General features: G+C 60.2%; 18 protein-coding genes. 3 read left to right on the plus strand and 15 right to left on the minus strand.

Annotated elements, in window-relative coordinates; all coding sequences use genetic code 11:
* Positions 1-202 precede the first annotated feature (202 nt).
* From ntrC to dusB, 3 genes are read right to left on the minus strand one after another with little or no spacing between them, the layout of a single operon-like run.
* A complete protein-coding gene (gene ntrC, locus EV130_RS26645) occupies positions 203-1,654 on the minus strand; it encodes a nitrogen regulation protein NR(I) (protein ID WP_074061206.1) in 1,452 nt (483 codons plus the stop codon).
* Positions 1,651-2,793, minus strand: coding sequence for a two-component system sensor histidine kinase NtrB (locus EV130_RS26650; protein WP_074061205.1), 1,143 nt, complete (start codon positions 2,791-2,793; stop codon positions 1,651-1,653). The genes ntrC and EV130_RS26650 overlap by 4 nt, the downstream gene beginning before the upstream one ends.
* Positions 2,793-3,815, minus strand: coding sequence for a tRNA dihydrouridine synthase DusB (dusB, locus tag EV130_RS26655; protein WP_207900911.1), 1,023 nt, complete (start codon positions 3,813-3,815; stop codon positions 2,793-2,795). Before dusB ends, EV130_RS26650 begins: the two co-directional genes overlap by 1 nt.
* Before the next feature lie 145 nt (positions 3,816-3,960).
* Between dusB and EV130_RS26660 the strand changes: the two genes are divergently transcribed.
* The 3 genes from EV130_RS26660 (at position 3,961) to EV130_RS26670 (ending at position 6,064) form a co-directional block, all read left to right on the plus strand.
* The gene (locus tag EV130_RS26660; protein ID WP_132552579.1) at positions 3,961-5,181 is read left to right on the plus strand and encodes a bifunctional 2-C-methyl-D-erythritol 4-phosphate cytidylyltransferase/2-C-methyl-D-erythritol 2,4-cyclodiphosphate synthase; all 1,221 of its coding nucleotides are present in this window, start codon (positions 3,961-3,963) and stop codon (positions 5,179-5,181) included.
* Complete coding sequence (locus tag EV130_RS26665) at positions 5,178-5,684, plus strand: CinA family protein (RefSeq protein ID WP_074061202.1); 507 nt, start codon at positions 5,178-5,180, stop codon at positions 5,682-5,684. The genes EV130_RS26660 and EV130_RS26665 overlap by 4 nt, the downstream gene beginning before the upstream one ends.
* A 71-nt stretch (positions 5,685-5,755) precedes the next feature.
* The gene (locus EV130_RS26670; RefSeq protein WP_074063151.1) at positions 5,756-6,064 is read left to right on the plus strand and encodes a hypothetical protein; all 309 of its coding nucleotides are present in this window, start codon (positions 5,756-5,758) and stop codon (positions 6,062-6,064) included.
* 27 nt (positions 6,065-6,091) lie between these two features.
* On the opposite strand, the gene EV130_RS26675 is transcribed toward EV130_RS26670, so the two are convergent.
* From EV130_RS26675 to EV130_RS26730, 12 genes are all read right to left on the minus strand, one after another.
* Entirely contained in the window at positions 6,092-6,538 is a 447-nt protein-coding gene (locus EV130_RS26675; RefSeq protein ID WP_074061201.1) for a type II toxin-antitoxin system RatA family toxin, read from the minus strand.
* Between the two features lie 9 nt (positions 6,539-6,547).
* Positions 6,548-7,114: a P-loop NTPase family protein gene (locus tag EV130_RS26680; RefSeq protein ID WP_132662221.1), complete on the minus strand. Its 567-nt coding sequence runs from the start codon at positions 7,112-7,114 to the stop codon at positions 6,548-6,550.
* A 67-nt stretch (positions 7,115-7,181) separates the two neighbouring features.
* The gene (gene lipA / locus EV130_RS26685; RefSeq protein ID WP_132552581.1) at positions 7,182-8,153 is read right to left on the minus strand and encodes a lipoyl synthase; all 972 of its coding nucleotides are present in this window, start codon (positions 8,151-8,153) and stop codon (positions 7,182-7,184) included.
* 95 nt (positions 8,154-8,248) lie between these two features.
* Positions 8,249-8,497 (minus strand): GlsB/YeaQ/YmgE family stress response membrane protein, encoded by a 249-nt coding sequence (locus EV130_RS26690; RefSeq protein ID WP_132662347.1) that lies wholly within the window; start codon positions 8,495-8,497, stop codon positions 8,249-8,251.
* A gap of 14 nt (positions 8,498-8,511) precedes the next feature.
* Positions 8,512-8,766: a GlsB/YeaQ/YmgE family stress response membrane protein gene (locus tag EV130_RS26695; protein WP_074061197.1), complete on the minus strand. Its 255-nt coding sequence runs from the start codon at positions 8,764-8,766 to the stop codon at positions 8,512-8,514.
* Positions 8,767-8,820: 54 nt separating this feature from the next.
* Positions 8,821-10,269, minus strand: coding sequence for a dihydrolipoyl dehydrogenase (gene lpdA / locus EV130_RS26700; protein WP_074061196.1), 1,449 nt, complete (start codon positions 10,267-10,269; stop codon positions 8,821-8,823).
* A gap of 15 nt (positions 10,270-10,284) precedes the next feature.
* On the minus strand, positions 10,285-10,866 hold the full coding sequence (locus EV130_RS26705; RefSeq protein ID WP_074061195.1) for a GNAT family N-acetyltransferase: 582 nt from the start codon (positions 10,864-10,866) through the stop codon (positions 10,285-10,287).
* Between the two features lie 2 nt (positions 10,867-10,868).
* On the minus strand, positions 10,869-11,510 hold the full coding sequence (locus EV130_RS26710; protein ID WP_132662223.1) for an SGNH/GDSL hydrolase family protein: 642 nt from the start codon (positions 11,508-11,510) through the stop codon (positions 10,869-10,871).
* Positions 11,511-11,529: 19 nt separating this feature from the next.
* Positions 11,530-12,873 (minus strand): pyruvate dehydrogenase complex dihydrolipoamide acetyltransferase, encoded by a 1,344-nt coding sequence (locus EV130_RS26715; protein WP_132552585.1) that lies wholly within the window; start codon positions 12,871-12,873, stop codon positions 11,530-11,532.
* Positions 12,874-12,891: 18 nt separating this feature from the next.
* Positions 12,892-14,265 (minus strand): pyruvate dehydrogenase complex E1 component subunit beta, encoded by a 1,374-nt coding sequence (locus EV130_RS26720; RefSeq protein ID WP_074061192.1) that lies wholly within the window; start codon positions 14,263-14,265, stop codon positions 12,892-12,894.
* Positions 14,266-14,280: 15 nt separating this feature from the next.
* On the minus strand, positions 14,281-15,327 hold the full coding sequence (gene pdhA / locus EV130_RS26725; RefSeq protein WP_074061191.1) for a pyruvate dehydrogenase (acetyl-transferring) E1 component subunit alpha: 1,047 nt from the start codon (positions 15,325-15,327) through the stop codon (positions 14,281-14,283).
* A gap of 146 nt (positions 15,328-15,473) precedes the next feature.
* Positions 15,474-15,794: an FtsB family cell division protein gene (locus EV130_RS26730; protein ID WP_074061190.1), complete on the minus strand. Its 321-nt coding sequence runs from the start codon at positions 15,792-15,794 to the stop codon at positions 15,474-15,476.
* Between the last annotated feature and the right edge of the window lie 19 nt (positions 15,795-15,813).

Genomic DNA, 15,813 nt, shown 5'->3' on the forward strand with positions numbered 1-15,813 from the left:
AGAGCCGGTATGTCACGGTTCACGAATGGATATGATCGCCATGCATGCACAGCTCCCGGCGTCTCAGCCATCTGCTGAAACGGCGCCGGACAGCCTGAAACATGAGCTTCAGCAGCCTCGATGCGAATGGCGAAGTCCAAACCCTATGCGTGACCTTTAAGCAACGCATTGTGGCGAAAATGCAACGCGGGCTGCAGCCTTGTCAAGCTGTTCGAGAGCTTCTGTAAACGGAGACGCCGAGTTCGCGGATCTTTTTGCGCAGCGTATTGCGGTTCAGTCCGAGCAAATCCGCCGCTTTGATCTGATTACCGCGCGTGGCCGTCAATGCGGCGAGGATCAGCGGATATTCCAGTTCCGTCAGCACCCGGTCGTAAAGGCCCGGAGGCGGCAGATTGTCGCCGAAACTTGCGAAATAGGTTCGCATGTTTTCTTCCACCGCCTGGGCAATCGTCATCGATCCCGCACGGATCGGCCCCTTGTCGATCGGGCTGTCCGGCACGTCTGAACGAAGCTCGGCTTCGATTATCTCGCGGGTGATCACGTCCTGTGGATAAAGTGCCACCAATCGGCGGATAAGGTTCTCCAACTCGCGCACATTGCCCGGCCAGGCATAGGCCTTCATCAACTCGATAGCTTCCTGGTCAAACCTCTTGGTACCGAGCCCTTCCTTTTCGGCCTGCTGAATGAAGTGCCGAACAAGGTCGGGGATATCCTCGGCTCGGTCGCGCAACGGCGGAAGGCGCAGCGGGACGACGTTCAAGCGATAATAGAGATCCTCGCGGAAGAGCCCCTGGTTGATTGCCTGCTTCAGGTCCTTGTTGGTCGCCGCCACGATGCGGACGTCCGTGCGGATCGGCGTACGCCCGCCGACGGTCGTATATTCGCCCTGCTGCAAGACGCGCAAAAGACGCGTTTGTGCGTCCATCGGCATATCGCCGATTTCATCGAGGAAGAGCGTGCCGCCTTCGGCCTGTTCGAAGCGGCCGGTGGAACGGTTCTGCGCGCCGGTAAAGGCACCCTTTTCGTGACCGAAGAGCTCGGATTCGATGAGGTCACGAGGGATGGCTGCCATGTTGATCGCCACAAAGGGTCCGTTGCGGCGCTTGCCGTAATCGTGCAGCGCGCGGGCCACAAGCTCCTTTCCGGTCCCGGATTCGCCCGTGATCATCAGCGTCAGGTCGGTTTGCATGAGGCGGGCGAGCACGCGATAGATTTCCTGCATGGCCGCCGAACGGCCGACAAGCGGCATGCCGTCCTGCATGTCTTCGTCGAGCTTGGCAGGCTTCTTCTTCGGCTCTGCGAGCGCGCGACCGATAATGCCGATGAGTTCCGTCAGGTCGAAGGGCTTTGGAAGATAGTCGTAAGCGCCCTTCTCAGACGCTTTGATGGCCGTCATGAAGGTGTTCTGCGCGCTCATGACGAGCACCGGCAGCTCAGGACGAGCCTTCTTGATTCTCGGAAGCAGATCGAAGGCATTCTCGTCCGGCATCACCACGTCAGTCACGACCAGATCGCCCTCGCCAGCCGACACCCAGCGCCAGAGCGTGGCGGCATTGGAGGTGATGCGAACATCATAACCTGCACGGCTGAGCGCCTGGTTTAGCACGGTACGGATGGCCGCGTCATCATCCGCCACGAGGATCGTTGCTGTCATCGAGAAGTTCCTGTTGGGTTTGCAATTGCCGCATCATCGGCCGAAGCATCCTTGGAAGCCGGCATAAGGACGCGGAACGTCGTCTTGTTGTTCTGGCTGTCGCATTCGATGATGCCGCCGTGATCGCCGATGATCTTGGCGACAAGTGCAAGGCCAAGGCCGCTGCCGTTCGTCTTCGTGGTGATGAACGGATCGAAGAGATGCGGCAGCAAGTCAGACGGCACTCCGGGACCGTTGTCCTGCACGCAGAACTCCAGCGGCAGCGAGATTTTCTCGCGCGTTCCGGCGACAGAAAGGCGGATGCCGGGGCGATAGGCCGTCGTCAGCATGATCTCGCCGTCCTGCCGGTCTGCGACCGCTTCGGCTGCATTCTTCACGAGGTTGAGGAAGACCTGCACGAGCTGGTCGCGGTTGGCATAAACTGCAGGCAGCGACGGGTCGTAATTCTCTGTGATGCGGATGTGGCGGGCAAAGCCTGCCCTTGCCACCGCCTTCACGTGGTCGAGCACCGAATGGATGTTGACGGGCAGACGATCGACAGGGCGTTCGTCGGAGAAAACCTCCATGCGATCGACCAGCGACACGATGCGGTCTGTCTCGTCGCAAATGAGCCTCGTCAGCGCACGGTCCTCATCGACCACCGACTGCTCAAGAAGCTGGGCGGCACCACGAATGCCCGAGAGCGGGTTCTTGATTTCGTGGGCCAGCATGGATGCAAGGCCCGTCACCGACCGGGCAGCCGCACGGTGCGTCAGCTGACGGTCGATCTTGTCGGCCATCGATCGCTCCTGGAACACCACGACGACGGAGCCGGGTTCGCTGATCACCGGCGCGACGTAGATATCGACAAGCTTGTCCTGACCAAGGCGGGGCGAACTCAGATCGACGCGGTATTCGTTGACCGGCGCCCTGCGCTCCCGCACCTGATCGATCAGGGCCAGTAGCGGGCTTCCGAACGGAATGAAGGTGGAGATCTTGTAACGGGCGAGGTGCGACGCGCTGGCGCCGAAAAACGATTCCGCCTCCCAGTTCGCGAAGGCGATCAAGCCTGCCTCGTCGACCATCACCACCGGATTCTGAATCGCGTTCAGCACTGCCATCGCAACGCCGCCGGTATGATCGGCTTGAACCTTATCCATTAGGCTGCCTCCCGGCCTTTTGAAATTTCCAAACCGGCCGCCAGCGCATCGCGAAGGCGCGCGACAACTTCTGCCCGTCTATGCGATGTCATGATTTCCGCCTTCTGCGAAACCGGCAGCGACGGTGCGAAGCGCTCCAGATACCAGCCGAGGTGCTTGCGCGCATGGCGGATAGCCGTGGCCTCGCCATAAAAATCCAGCATCATTTCGTAGTGCTCGACTGCAATGTCCGGTATTGTTTCAGGCGACGGCGCAGCTGAGCCAGCGAGCACGCCTGCATGCCATGGCCGCCCCTGACAACCACGGCCGATCATCACCATATCCGCGCCCGAGCGGCGAAGGATCTCCTGCGCATCTGCCTGTGTGTCGACATCGCCGTTCGCGATCAGCGGAACCGAAATTGCGTTGCGAACGCCACGGATCGCGTCCCAATTCGCCTTGCCTTCGTAAAACTGCATGCGCGTACGGCCGTGAATGGTGACCAGCCTTACCCCTGCATCTTCGGCACGCTTGGCGATCTGTGGTGCGTTAATCGAATTATCGTCCCAGCCGAGCCGCATCTTCAGCGTCACCGGAATATCGACCGCCTTCACGGTTGCCTCGATAAGGCTCAAGGCATGATCGGGGTCACGCATCAGCGCCGAGCCGGAATAGCCGCCGATCACTTTCTTGGCCGGACAACCCATATTGATATCGATGATGTCGGCGCCACTATCGGCCGCAATCTTGGCCGCCTGCGCCATCCAATGCGCCTCGCGGCCGGCGAGCTGAACCATATGCGGCCTGAAGCCGGCAGCCCTCAATCGCGACCATGATTCGGCCGTGCTGTTTATAAGCTCCCTGCTCGCTACCATCTCGGTTACGACCAGGCCCGCCCCATGGCGCCAGGCGAGTTGCCTGAAAGGCATGTCGGTGACGCCGGACATCGGCGCCAGCACAACGCGGTTGCGCACGGAGACGTTTCCGATCTGCAAGGGCGCCGCAAGATTTATTGGATGCAATTGATTATCTTTCAGGCACACGATACTGCTGCACTATTTTTAGCCATACTAAGAGGGCTTGCCAAGAGGCTTCGGTGAGAATTGATATTTTTTGGGCAGATGCTGGAAAGCGAACCGCGAAGGCGATAGAGCAGTCGCGCCGCTGTCCGCACATTTTTAGGGATTTATGCCGCAAATGCATTCGAAGCAACCGATCTCGGCTGGAATTGTCATCGTCGCTGCCGGCCGCGGCGAGCGGGCGGGTTCGCATGAAGAGGGTCCTAAGCAATATCGCCTGATCGGCGGAAAGCCGGTTATCACGCATACGCTTGAAAAATTCATGACATGGGAGCACGCCACCCACATCGTCGTCGTCGTCCATCCTGACGACGACGCGCTGGTCGCAAGGGTATTTCGCAAGCTGCTGTCGACCACGCCGATCGAAGCTGTCCACGGCGGTGCAACACGACAGCAGTCCGTTCTCGCCGGACTGAGGCACCTGAAAGACAAAGGCATTACGCATGTTCTCATTCATGACGCCGTTCGCCCCTTCTTCGACCACCAACTCCTCGATCGAATCGCCGACACACTTGCCGGCGGTGCGCCGGCGGTGCTACCCGCAATGCCTGTTGCCGACACGCTGAAGCGGGCGGACGCTACCGGCACGGTCCTCGAAACGGTGTCACGCGAGCATCTTTTCGCGGCCCAGACGCCGCAATCTTTTGCCTTCGACACCATCCTGTCGGCGCATGAAAAGGCAAGCGAGATCGGTCGCATGGATTTCACAGACGACGCATCAATCGCCGAATGGGCGGGGATTCCCGTCACGATTGTCGAAGGTGCTGCCGACAACGTGAAACTGACGGTCAAACGGGATATCACCCTTGCCGACGACCGGCTTACGTCATCACAGCTGCCCGACGTGCGCACCGGCAACGGCTACGACGTGCATCAGTTGGAAGCCGGCGATGGGGTCACGCTCTGCGGCGTCTTCATCCCGCACGACCAGCGGCTCAAGGGCCATTCGGATGCAGACGTCGCGCTGCACGCCCTGACGGACGCGCTGCTTGCCACCTGCGGCGCAGGCGATATCGGCGATCACTTCCCGCCTTCGGACCCACAATGGAAGGGTGCCGCCTCGCGCATCTTCCTCGAACATGCGGCGAAAATCGTGCGCAATCGCGGAGGCACGATCATGAATGCCGACGTCTCGCTCGTTGCCGAAGCGCCGAAAGTCGGCCCTTACCGCGACGCGATGCGGACCAATCTTTCGGAATTTCTGGATATTTCGATCGACCGCTGCTCAGTGAAGGCAACGACGAACGAGACCATCGGCTTCGTCGGCCGCCGCGAGGGCATTGCGGCGATCGCAACTGCAACCGTCGTCTATCGCGCAGCAAAGGGGTGAGTATGTTCACGGCCGACATCCTCTCGCTCGCACAGAACATCATCTGCGAGTTCACGACGGCAAAGAAGATGATCTCAACTGCTGAATCCTGCACCGGCGGGCTGATCGCCGGCGCGCTCACCGAGATCTCTGGCTCCTCATCAGTCTTCGATCGCGGTTTCGTCACCTATACCAATACCGCTAAGATCGAGATGCTCGGCGTCCAAGAACGCACGCTCGAAAGCTTCGGTGCCGTCTCCGAGGAGACTGCGGTGCAAATGGCGCACGGCGCCCTTTTCCGCTCCCGCGCCGACGTCGCGGTCGCCGTGACCGGAATTGCCGGGCCGAGCGGGGGCTCGCCGGAAAAGCCGGTCGGACTGGTTTATCTGGCGGCGAAATCGCGCAACGGGGAGCTTATCCGCCGCAAGATGCTCTATGGCGATATCGGCCGCGGCAAGGTGCGGCTTGCAACTGTACAAACCGCACTGGAAATGTTGATCGAACTCCAGGAAAGCCGGGCGTAATCCTGCGCTTGGAACAAAGAGCACTGGCGCCCGTTCCTATGCCGGATTTCTTTGCGCAAGGGGTTACGTCGATGAGATATCTGGCCGCAATGGGAGTTGTTTTGAGCCTGGGCTGCGTATCGGCTGCCGAGGCCCCGTCAAACTATCAGACCTATCATGGAATCCGCGTCGATTCTGATCCGGTCTTGCTGGCGAAATACGATCGGGCTCTTGGATATTGCCAATACGAGGCGATGTCCTGGCGAAGAGGGTCGCCCAATCCGTTCAGCCTCGTTTACAACGCGGCCCTGAGAAGTTGCCTGTCGCGGCGCAACTTTATCGATCGGGGGGCATATGCCTATCCGGCAAATCGGTATTTCGATCATTTCTTCGATCGGTAACAGCTGCCCGAACGCGCCGTCTGACGGCTATCGGTAGATCGCTTCCGCCCTCTTTTCGAAGGCCTCGGAAAACATGCGGAAGGCGCGGTCGAACATCGAGCCCATCAGCGCACCAAGGATCCGGCTCTTGAACTCGTAGTCGATGAAGAAATGGATGGTACAGCCGTCACCACCGGCCTCCTCAAAGCGCCAGCGATTGTCGAGATACCGGAAAGGACCATCGATATATTTGACGTCGATGAAGCGCTCCCCCTTGTTGAGCAGCACCTGCGTGGTGAAGGTCTCGCGAATCGCCTTGTAGCCGACAGTCATGTCGGCAATCAGCAAGATCTTGCCGTCGCGTTCCTTGCAGCTGCGGATGCTCAGGGCTTCGCAGAGTGGCAGGAATTCGGGATAGCGTTCTACGTCGGCCACGAGGTCGAACATCTGATCGGCGGAGTGCGGGACGCGGTGATGCGTTTCGAATTGCGGCATGATCGGCAGTTAAGCGGCAGAACCGAGAAGATCAAGAAGCTCGCGTATCTGACGGCGTGTTTTTAGCTGGAGAACCGGCACATCGGGCCCGTGGGGGGCCATGGCGGCGAGAACCATGGGCGAGTGCTTGTTCTCGAAGTTCCAGATGTAGCCCAGGAATTCGAGATCGATCTTCTCCGGACATCCCGGCGTCATTTCCGGCCGTGTGCGCCCGATCCACTTCAGCCAGCGGCTGACGGCGCCCCAAAGGCACATCAGCCGCGGCATGCGGACCCACAAGACGATATCGGTCCGCGGCAGCCGGAGATCAAAGCTGGACGTGTTGGTTCCGTCCATGATCCAGCGATCTCCCTTGATCCGTTCGGCTATCAGCGCGCGCTGCTCCGGTCTAGCGCGTGCGATCCACCCCGGCAGCCAGAAGAACTCGCGATCCATGGAAACAAAAGGCAGGCTGAAGCGCGTTGCAATCGTCCGCGCAAGCCTGGTCTTGCCGCCGCCGGAACAGCCAATGACGAGTACGCGATCAGCCGTCTTCAACCGATGGGCAGCATCCCTGACATCGCTCAACCAGGCCATGGCATCCTCTAACGAAAAAGCCGCGGGAGGATCGCCGCGGCTTTCAAAAAATGCAAGCTTTCGTTGATTATTCCGCCGCCATCAACAGTTTCTTTTCGCGTGCCGCCCTCAACCGGGCGAAGTCGTCGCCGGCGTGGTGCGAGGATCGGGTGAGCGGGCTCGATGCCACCATCAGGAAGCCCTTGGTGTAGGCGACGGTTTCATAAGACTTGAATTCATCCGGCGTCACGAACTGCTCGATCTTGTGGTGCTTGCGGGTCGGCTGCAGGTACTGGCCGATTGTCAGGAAGTCGACGTCGGCGGTTCGCAGGTCGTCCATCAATTGGAGCACTTCGTTGCGCTCTTCGCCAAGGCCAACCATGATGCCGGACTTCGTGAACATCGTCGGGTCCAGTTCCTTCACGCGCTGCAGCAGGCGAATGGAGTGGAAATAGCGGGCGCCGGGACGGACCGTCAGGTAATTCGACGGCACGGTTTCCAGATTATGGTTGAAGACATCCGGCTTGGCGGCGACGACGCGCTCCAGCGCGCCCGGCTTGCGCAGGAAGTCCGGCGTCAGGATTTCGATCGTGGTTTGCGGAGAGGCGGCTCGGATCGCAAAGATCACCTTCTCGAAATGTTCAGCGCCGCCGTCTTCCAGGTCGTCGCGGTCAACCGAGGTGATGACGACGTGGGAAAGGCCCATCTCCTTCACGGCCTTGGCGACGTTTTCAGGCTCTGCCATGTCGAGTGCGTTCGGCTTGCCAGTCGAGACGTTGCAGAACGCACAGGCGCGGGTACAGATCTCGCCCATGATCATGAAGGTCGCGTGCTTCTTGTCCCAGCACTCGCCAATATTCGGGCAGCCGGCCTCTTCGCAGACGGTGACGAGGTTGTTTTCCTTCACGATGGCGCGGGTTTCGGCATAACCCTTCGAGGTCGGCGCCTTGACGCGGATCCAGTCCGGCTTGCGCATGACTTCCGTATCGGGGCGGTTCGCCTTTTCCGGATGCCGCACGCGCTTGGCGTCGGAATTGATCGTGTCGAGAATGGTTACCATTGCAGTATCAACTTTCCGCCGCCCCATGCGGCTTCGTCATCCGTCTGCACATAAGGGTTTTGCTCGAACCTTACAATTCGAACCATGATGTGCATTTATCGCCGCACGAGGCGGGCGATGAATATCAGCAGGCAGGCGCCGAGGAAGCCGGTGACAAAGTAACCGAGCCGTCCTGCGGCCACTTCGATTTGGAACTGCGCCAGGACGGCGGTCGCGACCACCGATCCGACGATGCCGAGCACGGTGTTCAGCACAATGCCGTATCGCGCTTCCATCAGCTTTCCGGCGAGCCAGCCTGCCAGACCGCCGATGATGATTGCCGCTATCCAGCCGACGCCTTCCATAATCATCGTTTTCCTTAAGCTATCGCCCTGGCAATCAACACCACGATCATGGCGCCGACTGTGGCGTGAATGATCTGCACGACCAATGCATTTTCAATGCCAAGCGATATTCCCAGCGCGTTGAACAGAAACCCGCCCACGAACGCGCCGATGATGCCACTGAGCAGGCAGCGTATCAATCCGCTTCCGCCGACGACCAAGCTTGCGAGGAAGCCCGCCACGAGTCCGATCAGGAGGAAGACAAGCAATGCCTGTATCTCCATAGACATGATGATTTCCTTTCGTTGTTTCCACCTTCGGATAGAGGGCGGAAAGGGAAATTATCAGGCGTTCAACACCCGTCCGTAAGCGTCCAGCACAGCTTCCTTCATCGATTCGGAGACGGTCGGATGCGGGAAGATCGTGTGCATCAGTTCTTCCTCGGTCGTCTCGAGGTTCATCGCGACGACGAAGCCCTGGATCAGTTCGGTTACCTCAGCGCCAACCATATGCGCTCCGAGGAGTTCGCCGGTCTTCTTGTCGAAGATCACCTTGCAGAGGCCCTGGTCCTCGCCAAGCGCGATCGCCTTGCCGTTTGCGGCGAAAGAGAAGCGGCCAACGCGGATGTCGCGGCCCAGTTCCTTGGCCTTGGCTTCCGTCAGGCCAACAGAGGCGACCTGCGGCTGGCAGTAGGTGCAGCCCGGAACCTTGCCCTTGTCGGTCGGATGAACATTCGGCAAGCCGGCGAGCTTTTCGACGCAGACAACGCCCTCATGTTCGGCCTTGTGGGCCAGCATCGGCGGGCCGGCGACATCGCCAATCGCGTAGATGCCCGGAACGTTGGTCTTGCCATAGCCGTCGATTACCACGCAGCCGCGATCCGTCTTCACGCCTAGTGTTTCGAGACCGAGATTCTCGATATTGCCCTGCACGCCGACGGCCGAGATCATGCGGTCCGCAGTGATCTGCTGGATCTTGCCGTCAGCCGTCTCGACATGGGCCGTTATGCTGCCGGCTCCCTTCTCGACCTTCGCCACCTTGGCGCTCGTGAAGATCTTCATGCCGCGCTTTTCCAGCTGTTTGCGGGCGATGGCGGTCACTTCCGCATCCTCGACCGGCATGATCGTCGGCAGGACTTCGACGACGGTCACATCGACACCCATCGAGCGGTAGAAGCTCGCAAATTCGATGCCGATGGCGCCAGAACCCATGACGATCAGGGACTTTGGCAAGACATCCGGCTTCAGCGCTTCGAAATAGGTCCAGATAAGCTTGCCGTCCGGCTCGATGCCCGGCAGCGCGCGCGGACGGGCGCCGGTCGCAATAATGATATGCTTGGCGGTGTAAGTGCCTTCCTGGCTCTTGATGTTCTTCGGCAGCGGATGCTGCGGCTCAACAACCGGCTTGGAGGACTTGGAGACGACGATCTCACCGGGCTTGGTGATCTTGGCTTCGCCCCAGATCACATCCACCTTGTTTTTCTTCATCAGAAAGCCGACGCCGCCATTGAGGCGTGCGGAAACGCCGCGCGAACGGCCAACAACCGCCTTTAAATCGGCACTGACCTTGCCTTCGAGAATGAGGCCGTAATCCTTCAAATGATTGGAATGGTCGAGAATTTCGGCGGAGCGCAGCAACGCCTTGGTGGGAATGCAGCCCCAGTTCAGGCAGATGCCGCCCAGGTGCTCGCGTTCGACGATCGCGGTCTTCAGACCGAGCTGGCCGGCACGCACGGCGGCGACATAGCCGCCCGGACCGGAGCCGATGATGATGACGTCGTAATTCTCAGCCATGTTTTCCTGCCCTTTTTATCCGGCGAGGCGGGTCAAAAGCACCCACTCGTGTTTCCTGCTGTCTTCGAAAAGCGCCACGGCTTCAGCGCGGGCGGCTTGCGAAAATCCATTCTTCTCGTACAGCGCGAGCGCTGCCTCATTATCACTTGCGGTGATCAGGCTGACGGCCCGGTCTCCCGCTTTCTCGATCTGGTCGCCCAGCAATCGCATCCCGATGCCGATGCCGCGCAGATGGCGATAGACGGCCAGCGTGCCGATGAACCAGTTTCCAGCCGCCTGCTTCTGTAGCGCTATTACAGGCTCCAGCGCCGGACGATCCGTCGCGAGCGCTCTGATCTCTTCGCCAAGCTGATAGCCCACCGCCGTTCCGGCAACCTCGCCATAAGCCTCGGCAATCACTGCACTCTCCCAATTGCCCCAAGCGCCGTCACGGCTCATCTTCATCCGGCCGCGCTCCAGCGGCGTGTCGGCGCTGCTGCCCGCCATCTCCGCCAACCAAAGCCAAGAAGCAAAGCCGTGCGAGCCAATGTCCACGAGGATGGCAAGCTCCGCCGCGTCCCGCCGTTCTGCCGGCCGCAGCGCGGCGAAAGAGGCCATGTTCAGAGCCCCAGCATCATCCGAACTGTCGATTCCAGCCCGCGCCCGAGAGCGCGGGTATTTTCCGCATCGAGATGGATGCCGTCGATCGGCGTCGTCTTCGCGACGGAGTTGCCGTCGAAGAAACCGCAGCCGAGTTCATCGGCAAGGTCACGGTAAAGGGTTGCAAGTTTTGCCGATTCCTCGATCCCGCCCGGGAACGAAGCGGCAAAAGGCACGTTAGCCGTCTCGCAGATCGCCGGCGGTGCTATGATCAGGATGTCGGGCCCATCGAATTCGAAGGGCCAGGCATGATTGCGGATCAGGCGCACCAGACGGCCGATGCCCTGGCAGGCGGCAAAAGCCGATCCCGCCACGACCGACTTCATGTCGTTGGTTCCGAGCATGATGATGACGAGATCAAGCGGCGCATGCGTCTGCAGGATCGTCGGCAGGACGCGTGCACCGTTGCGGTCGCAATCGGCGAGATGGTCGTCGAAAGCGGTCGTCCGGCCATTCAAGCCTTCCGGAATGACATGCGCCGCATTGCCAAGCGCTGCCTGCAGCACGCTTGGCCAGCGGTCCTCATAGGCATGCCGGCCCAGCGAAACCGGATCGTAGCCCCAGGTCAGCGAGTCGCCATAGCAAAGAACGGTCTTCGTCATTTCCGTCTCCGCTCAATGATCAGACAAGCATGCTCATCGGGTTTTCGATATAGCCCTTGAAGGCCTGCAGCAACTCGGCGCCGAGCGCACCGTCGACGCAACGGTGGTCGGTCGAAAGCGTGACGCTCATCACGGTGGCGATCGCCATTTCGCCCTTTTTTACGATGACGCGCTGCTCGCCGGCGCCGACCGCAAGGATCGTCGCATGCGGCGGGTTGACGACGGCTGCGAAGTCCTTCACCCCCATCATGCCCATGTTCGAGACCGAAGTCGTGCCGCCCTGGTATTCCTCAGGTTTCAGCTTGCGGTCCTTGGCGCGCTTGCCGAGATCACGCATCTCGTTGGAGATGACGGACAGCGTCTTTCCTTCAGCCTTGCGGACGATCGGGGTGATCAGCCCGCCCGGAATGGAGACGGCGACGCCGACATCGGCATGCTTGTGCTTGACCATGTTGTTTTCCGTCCAGGACACATTCGCGTCCGGAACGTCTCGCAACGCGAGCGCCAACGCCTTGATGACCATGTCGTTGACAGACAGCTTGTAGGCGGGAGCATTATCCTTGCGTGGGGCCGAATCGTTGAGCTGGGCACGAAGCGCCAGCAGCGCGTCCAGTTCGCAATCGACGGTGACGTAGAAATGCGGGATGGTCTGCTTGGATTCCACCAGGCGGCGGGCAATCGTCTTGCGCATGCCGTCATGCGCCACCAGCTCGTAGGAACCTGGCTCGAAGAGCTTGAGAACAGCCTCTTCCGGTGCACCCTTGGCCGGAGCCGGGGCCGCGGCAGCCTGCTGCGCCACAGCAACGGGAGCCGCTTTAACGCCGCCACCGGCGACGGCGGCCTCGACATCGCTCTTAACCACACGGCCGCGCGGGCCGGAACCGGCAATTGCGGAAAGATCTATACCGGCTTCCTTGGCCAGACGCCGCGCGAGTGGCGAGGAGAAGGTGCGCGTGCCGCCCTCGTCCTTCGGGGCGGCCTGCAGCGCCACCTCAGCATTCGGGCTCACATTGGCATTTGCGGCAAGCGGGGCAGCGGTAGGCGCGCCACCTTTGCCAACTTCATCGCGAGGAGCCGAAGCGGCCGAACCCGCGCTGCTTGCAGCCGCAGCAACGTCCTCGCCTTCGCCGGCAAGAACCGCGATCAGCGCGTTGACCTTAACGCCTTCCGTACCCGCCGGAACCACGATCTTGGCAATCGTGCCCTCATCGACGGCTTCGACTTCCATTGTCGCCTTGTCTGTCTCGATCTCGGCGATCACATCGCCGGACTTGACGGCGTCGCCTTCCCTGACCAGCCACTTGGCCAGATTGCCTTCTTCCATCGTCGGAGAAAGGGCTGGCATCGTGATGTTGATAGGCATCGAAATACCCTCCCCTTGTTATTTGTAGCAAACGGCCTTCACCGCATCGACGACTTCGCCGACGTTCGGCAGAGCCAGCTTCTCGAGGTTGGCGGCATAGGGCATTGGAACGTCCTTTCCGGCAATCGTCAGGATCGGTGCATCGAGATAGTCGAAGGCCTGCTGCATGACGCGGGTGGCGATTTCTGTGCCGACGGACGACTGGGGATATCCTTCCTCGACGGTGACCAGGCGTCCCGTCTTCTTCACCGATTCAATGACGGTCGGCAGATCCATCGGTCGGATGGTGCGAAGGTCGATCAGTTCGATGTCGATGCCGAGTTTTTCGAGTTCGGCGGCCGCCTTCGTGGCATAGGTCATGCCAATGCCCCATGAAACGACCGTCGCATCCTTGCCGGGACGGTGGATTCGGGCCTTGCCGATCGGCAGAACGAAGTTATCGAGCTTCGGCACGTCGAAGTGCTGGCCGTAAAGGATTTCGTTCTCGAGGAAGATGACGGGGTTCGGATCGCGGATGGCGGCCTTTAGCAGGCCCTTGGCGTCCGATGCCGTGTACGGCATGACAACCTTGAGGCCCGGAATGCTCGAGTACCAGGCGGCGTAGTCCTGGCTGTGCTGGGCGGCAACGCGGGCAGCCGCGCCGTTCGGGCCGCGAAAGACCATCGGTGCGCCCATCTGGCCACCAGACATGTAGAGTGTCTTGGCGGCGGAATTGATGATCTGGTCTATCGCCTGCATGGCGAAGTTGAACGTCATGAATTCGACGATCGGCCGTAGGCCGGCCATCGCAGCGCCGACGCCGACGCCGGCAAAGCCGTGCTCGGTGATCGGGGTATCGACCACGCGGCGCGGGCCGAACTCCTGCAAGAGGCCCTGGGTTACCTTGTAGGCGCCCTGATATTCGGCAACTTCCTCGCCCATGACGAAGACGCTCTCGTCGGCGCGCATTTCTTCGGCCATGGCGTCGCGAAGAGCTTCGCGAACGGTCGTCGACACCATCTCGGTGCCCGTCGGGATTTCCGGATCGGTTGGAACGAAAGCCTTGGGCTCTGCCGGAACGGGCGCCTGGGTGGCCGGCTTTTCCTCGGCCTGGGGAGCCGGAGCCGGCGGTGCGGCGGGAGCAGCCGTGGAGATGTCCGAGGCCGATTCGCCGTCCTGCAGCAGCACGGCGATCTTGGCGTTCACCTTGACGTTTTCGGTACCGGCCGGGACCAGGAGCTTGCCGATCACGCCCTCGTCGACGGCTTCGACCTCCATCGTCGCCTTGTCGGTTTCGATTTCGGCGATGACGTCACCGGAAGCAACCTTGTCGCCTTCCTTCTTGAGCCATTTGGACAGCGTGCCTTCTTCCATCGTCGGAGAGAGGGCGGGCATGAGGATATCGATAGGCATGGGTTCCCTCCCCGATTATAGCAGAATGTCGGTGTAGAGCTCGGATACATCCGGCTCCGGATCGGCCTGGGCGAAATCGGCGCTGTCGGCGACGATATCACGCACGTCCTTGTCGATGGACTTCAGGTCTTCTTCCGACGCCCAGCCCTTCTCGATGAGGCGCAGGCGCACCTGCTCGATCGGATCGGATTCGGAGCGCATCTTCTGGACTTCGTCCTTCGAACGATACTTCGCCGGGTCGGACATCGAATGGCCGCGATAGCGATAGGTCAGCATTTCGAGGATCATCGGACCCTTGCCGGAACGGCAGTACTCGATCGCTTCGTCGGCAGCAGCCTTGACGGCGCGCACGTCCATGCCGTCCACCTGCATGCCCGGAATGCCGAAGGACACGCCCCGCTTGGAAAAATCAGCCTGCGCGGTCGCGCGGGCGGTCGAGGTGCCCATGGCGTAGCGGTTATTCTCTATCACGTAGATGACGGGCAGCTTCCAGAGCTGCGCCATGTTGAAGCTTTCGTAGACCTGACCCTGGTTGGCCGCTCCGTCTCCGAAATAGGCGACGCTGACATTGTCATTGCCGCGATATCTGTTGGCGAAGGCGAGTCCGGTACCGAGCGAAACCTGGGCGCCGACGATGCCGTGGCCGCCGTAGAAATGCTTTTCCTTGGAGAACATGTGCATGGAGCCGCCCTTCCCCTTGGAATAGCCCCCTCTGCGTCCCGTCAGTTCCGCCATCACGCCGCGCGCGCTCATGCCGGTCGCCAGCATATGGCCGTGATCGCGGTAGCCGGTGATGACCTGGTCGCCTTCCTTGAGCGCGAACTGCATGCCGACGACAACGGCTTCCTGGCCGATATAAAGGTGACAGAAACCGCCGATGAAGCCCATGCCGTACAGCTGGCCTGCCTTTTCCTCGAAACGCCGTATGAGCAGCATTTCGCGATAGGCCTTAAGTTCGGTATCACGGTCGAAATCGGCGATAGCCGCGCCATTCGATTGCTTGCTCTGAGGTTTTGCGCTGGTTTTGCGGCTGGAAACGGTCGCGGTCTTTCGCGGCGCCATTCAACCCTCCCTATGGGTTTGTCGTTTCTTAGGTGGCGCGTACCATAGGGAAGAAATTTAGCCACAGCAATGCCATAAATGCATGGCACGTATTCTAGTTTAAATTATTGATAAAGCTACATAAACACCAATTAACCGATTTCTGGTTAATTGGTGTAGGAGTTGAATATGACGATTTCGTCGGCCCGCGACATGTTCAATTGGTAGCGGGCTTTTTCGTCCAGCATGTCCTTGTCGAGCGAGCCATCACTCAACAGCGCGACTTGCTGTTCCAGATGTTCGCGTTTCTCCTTCAAGACCGCAAGCTCACGTTCGCGCGCAGTCCGGCGCTTCTCGAAGCCTTCCGTGGCCCGCAGACCATAGTCTCCGTGAATGCAGTGATAACCGAAATAGGAGAGAAAAGCGACCGTCATGGCCGGAATGACGAACCGGCCGATCTTTCTCTTCTTATGATGCTTTGTCCACATACCCGCACGTGCTCTGAAA

It is taken from the genome of Rhizobium azibense (assembly GCF_004342325.1).
GTDB classification, from domain to species: domain Bacteria; phylum Pseudomonadota; class Alphaproteobacteria; order Rhizobiales; family Rhizobiaceae; genus Rhizobium; species Rhizobium etli_B.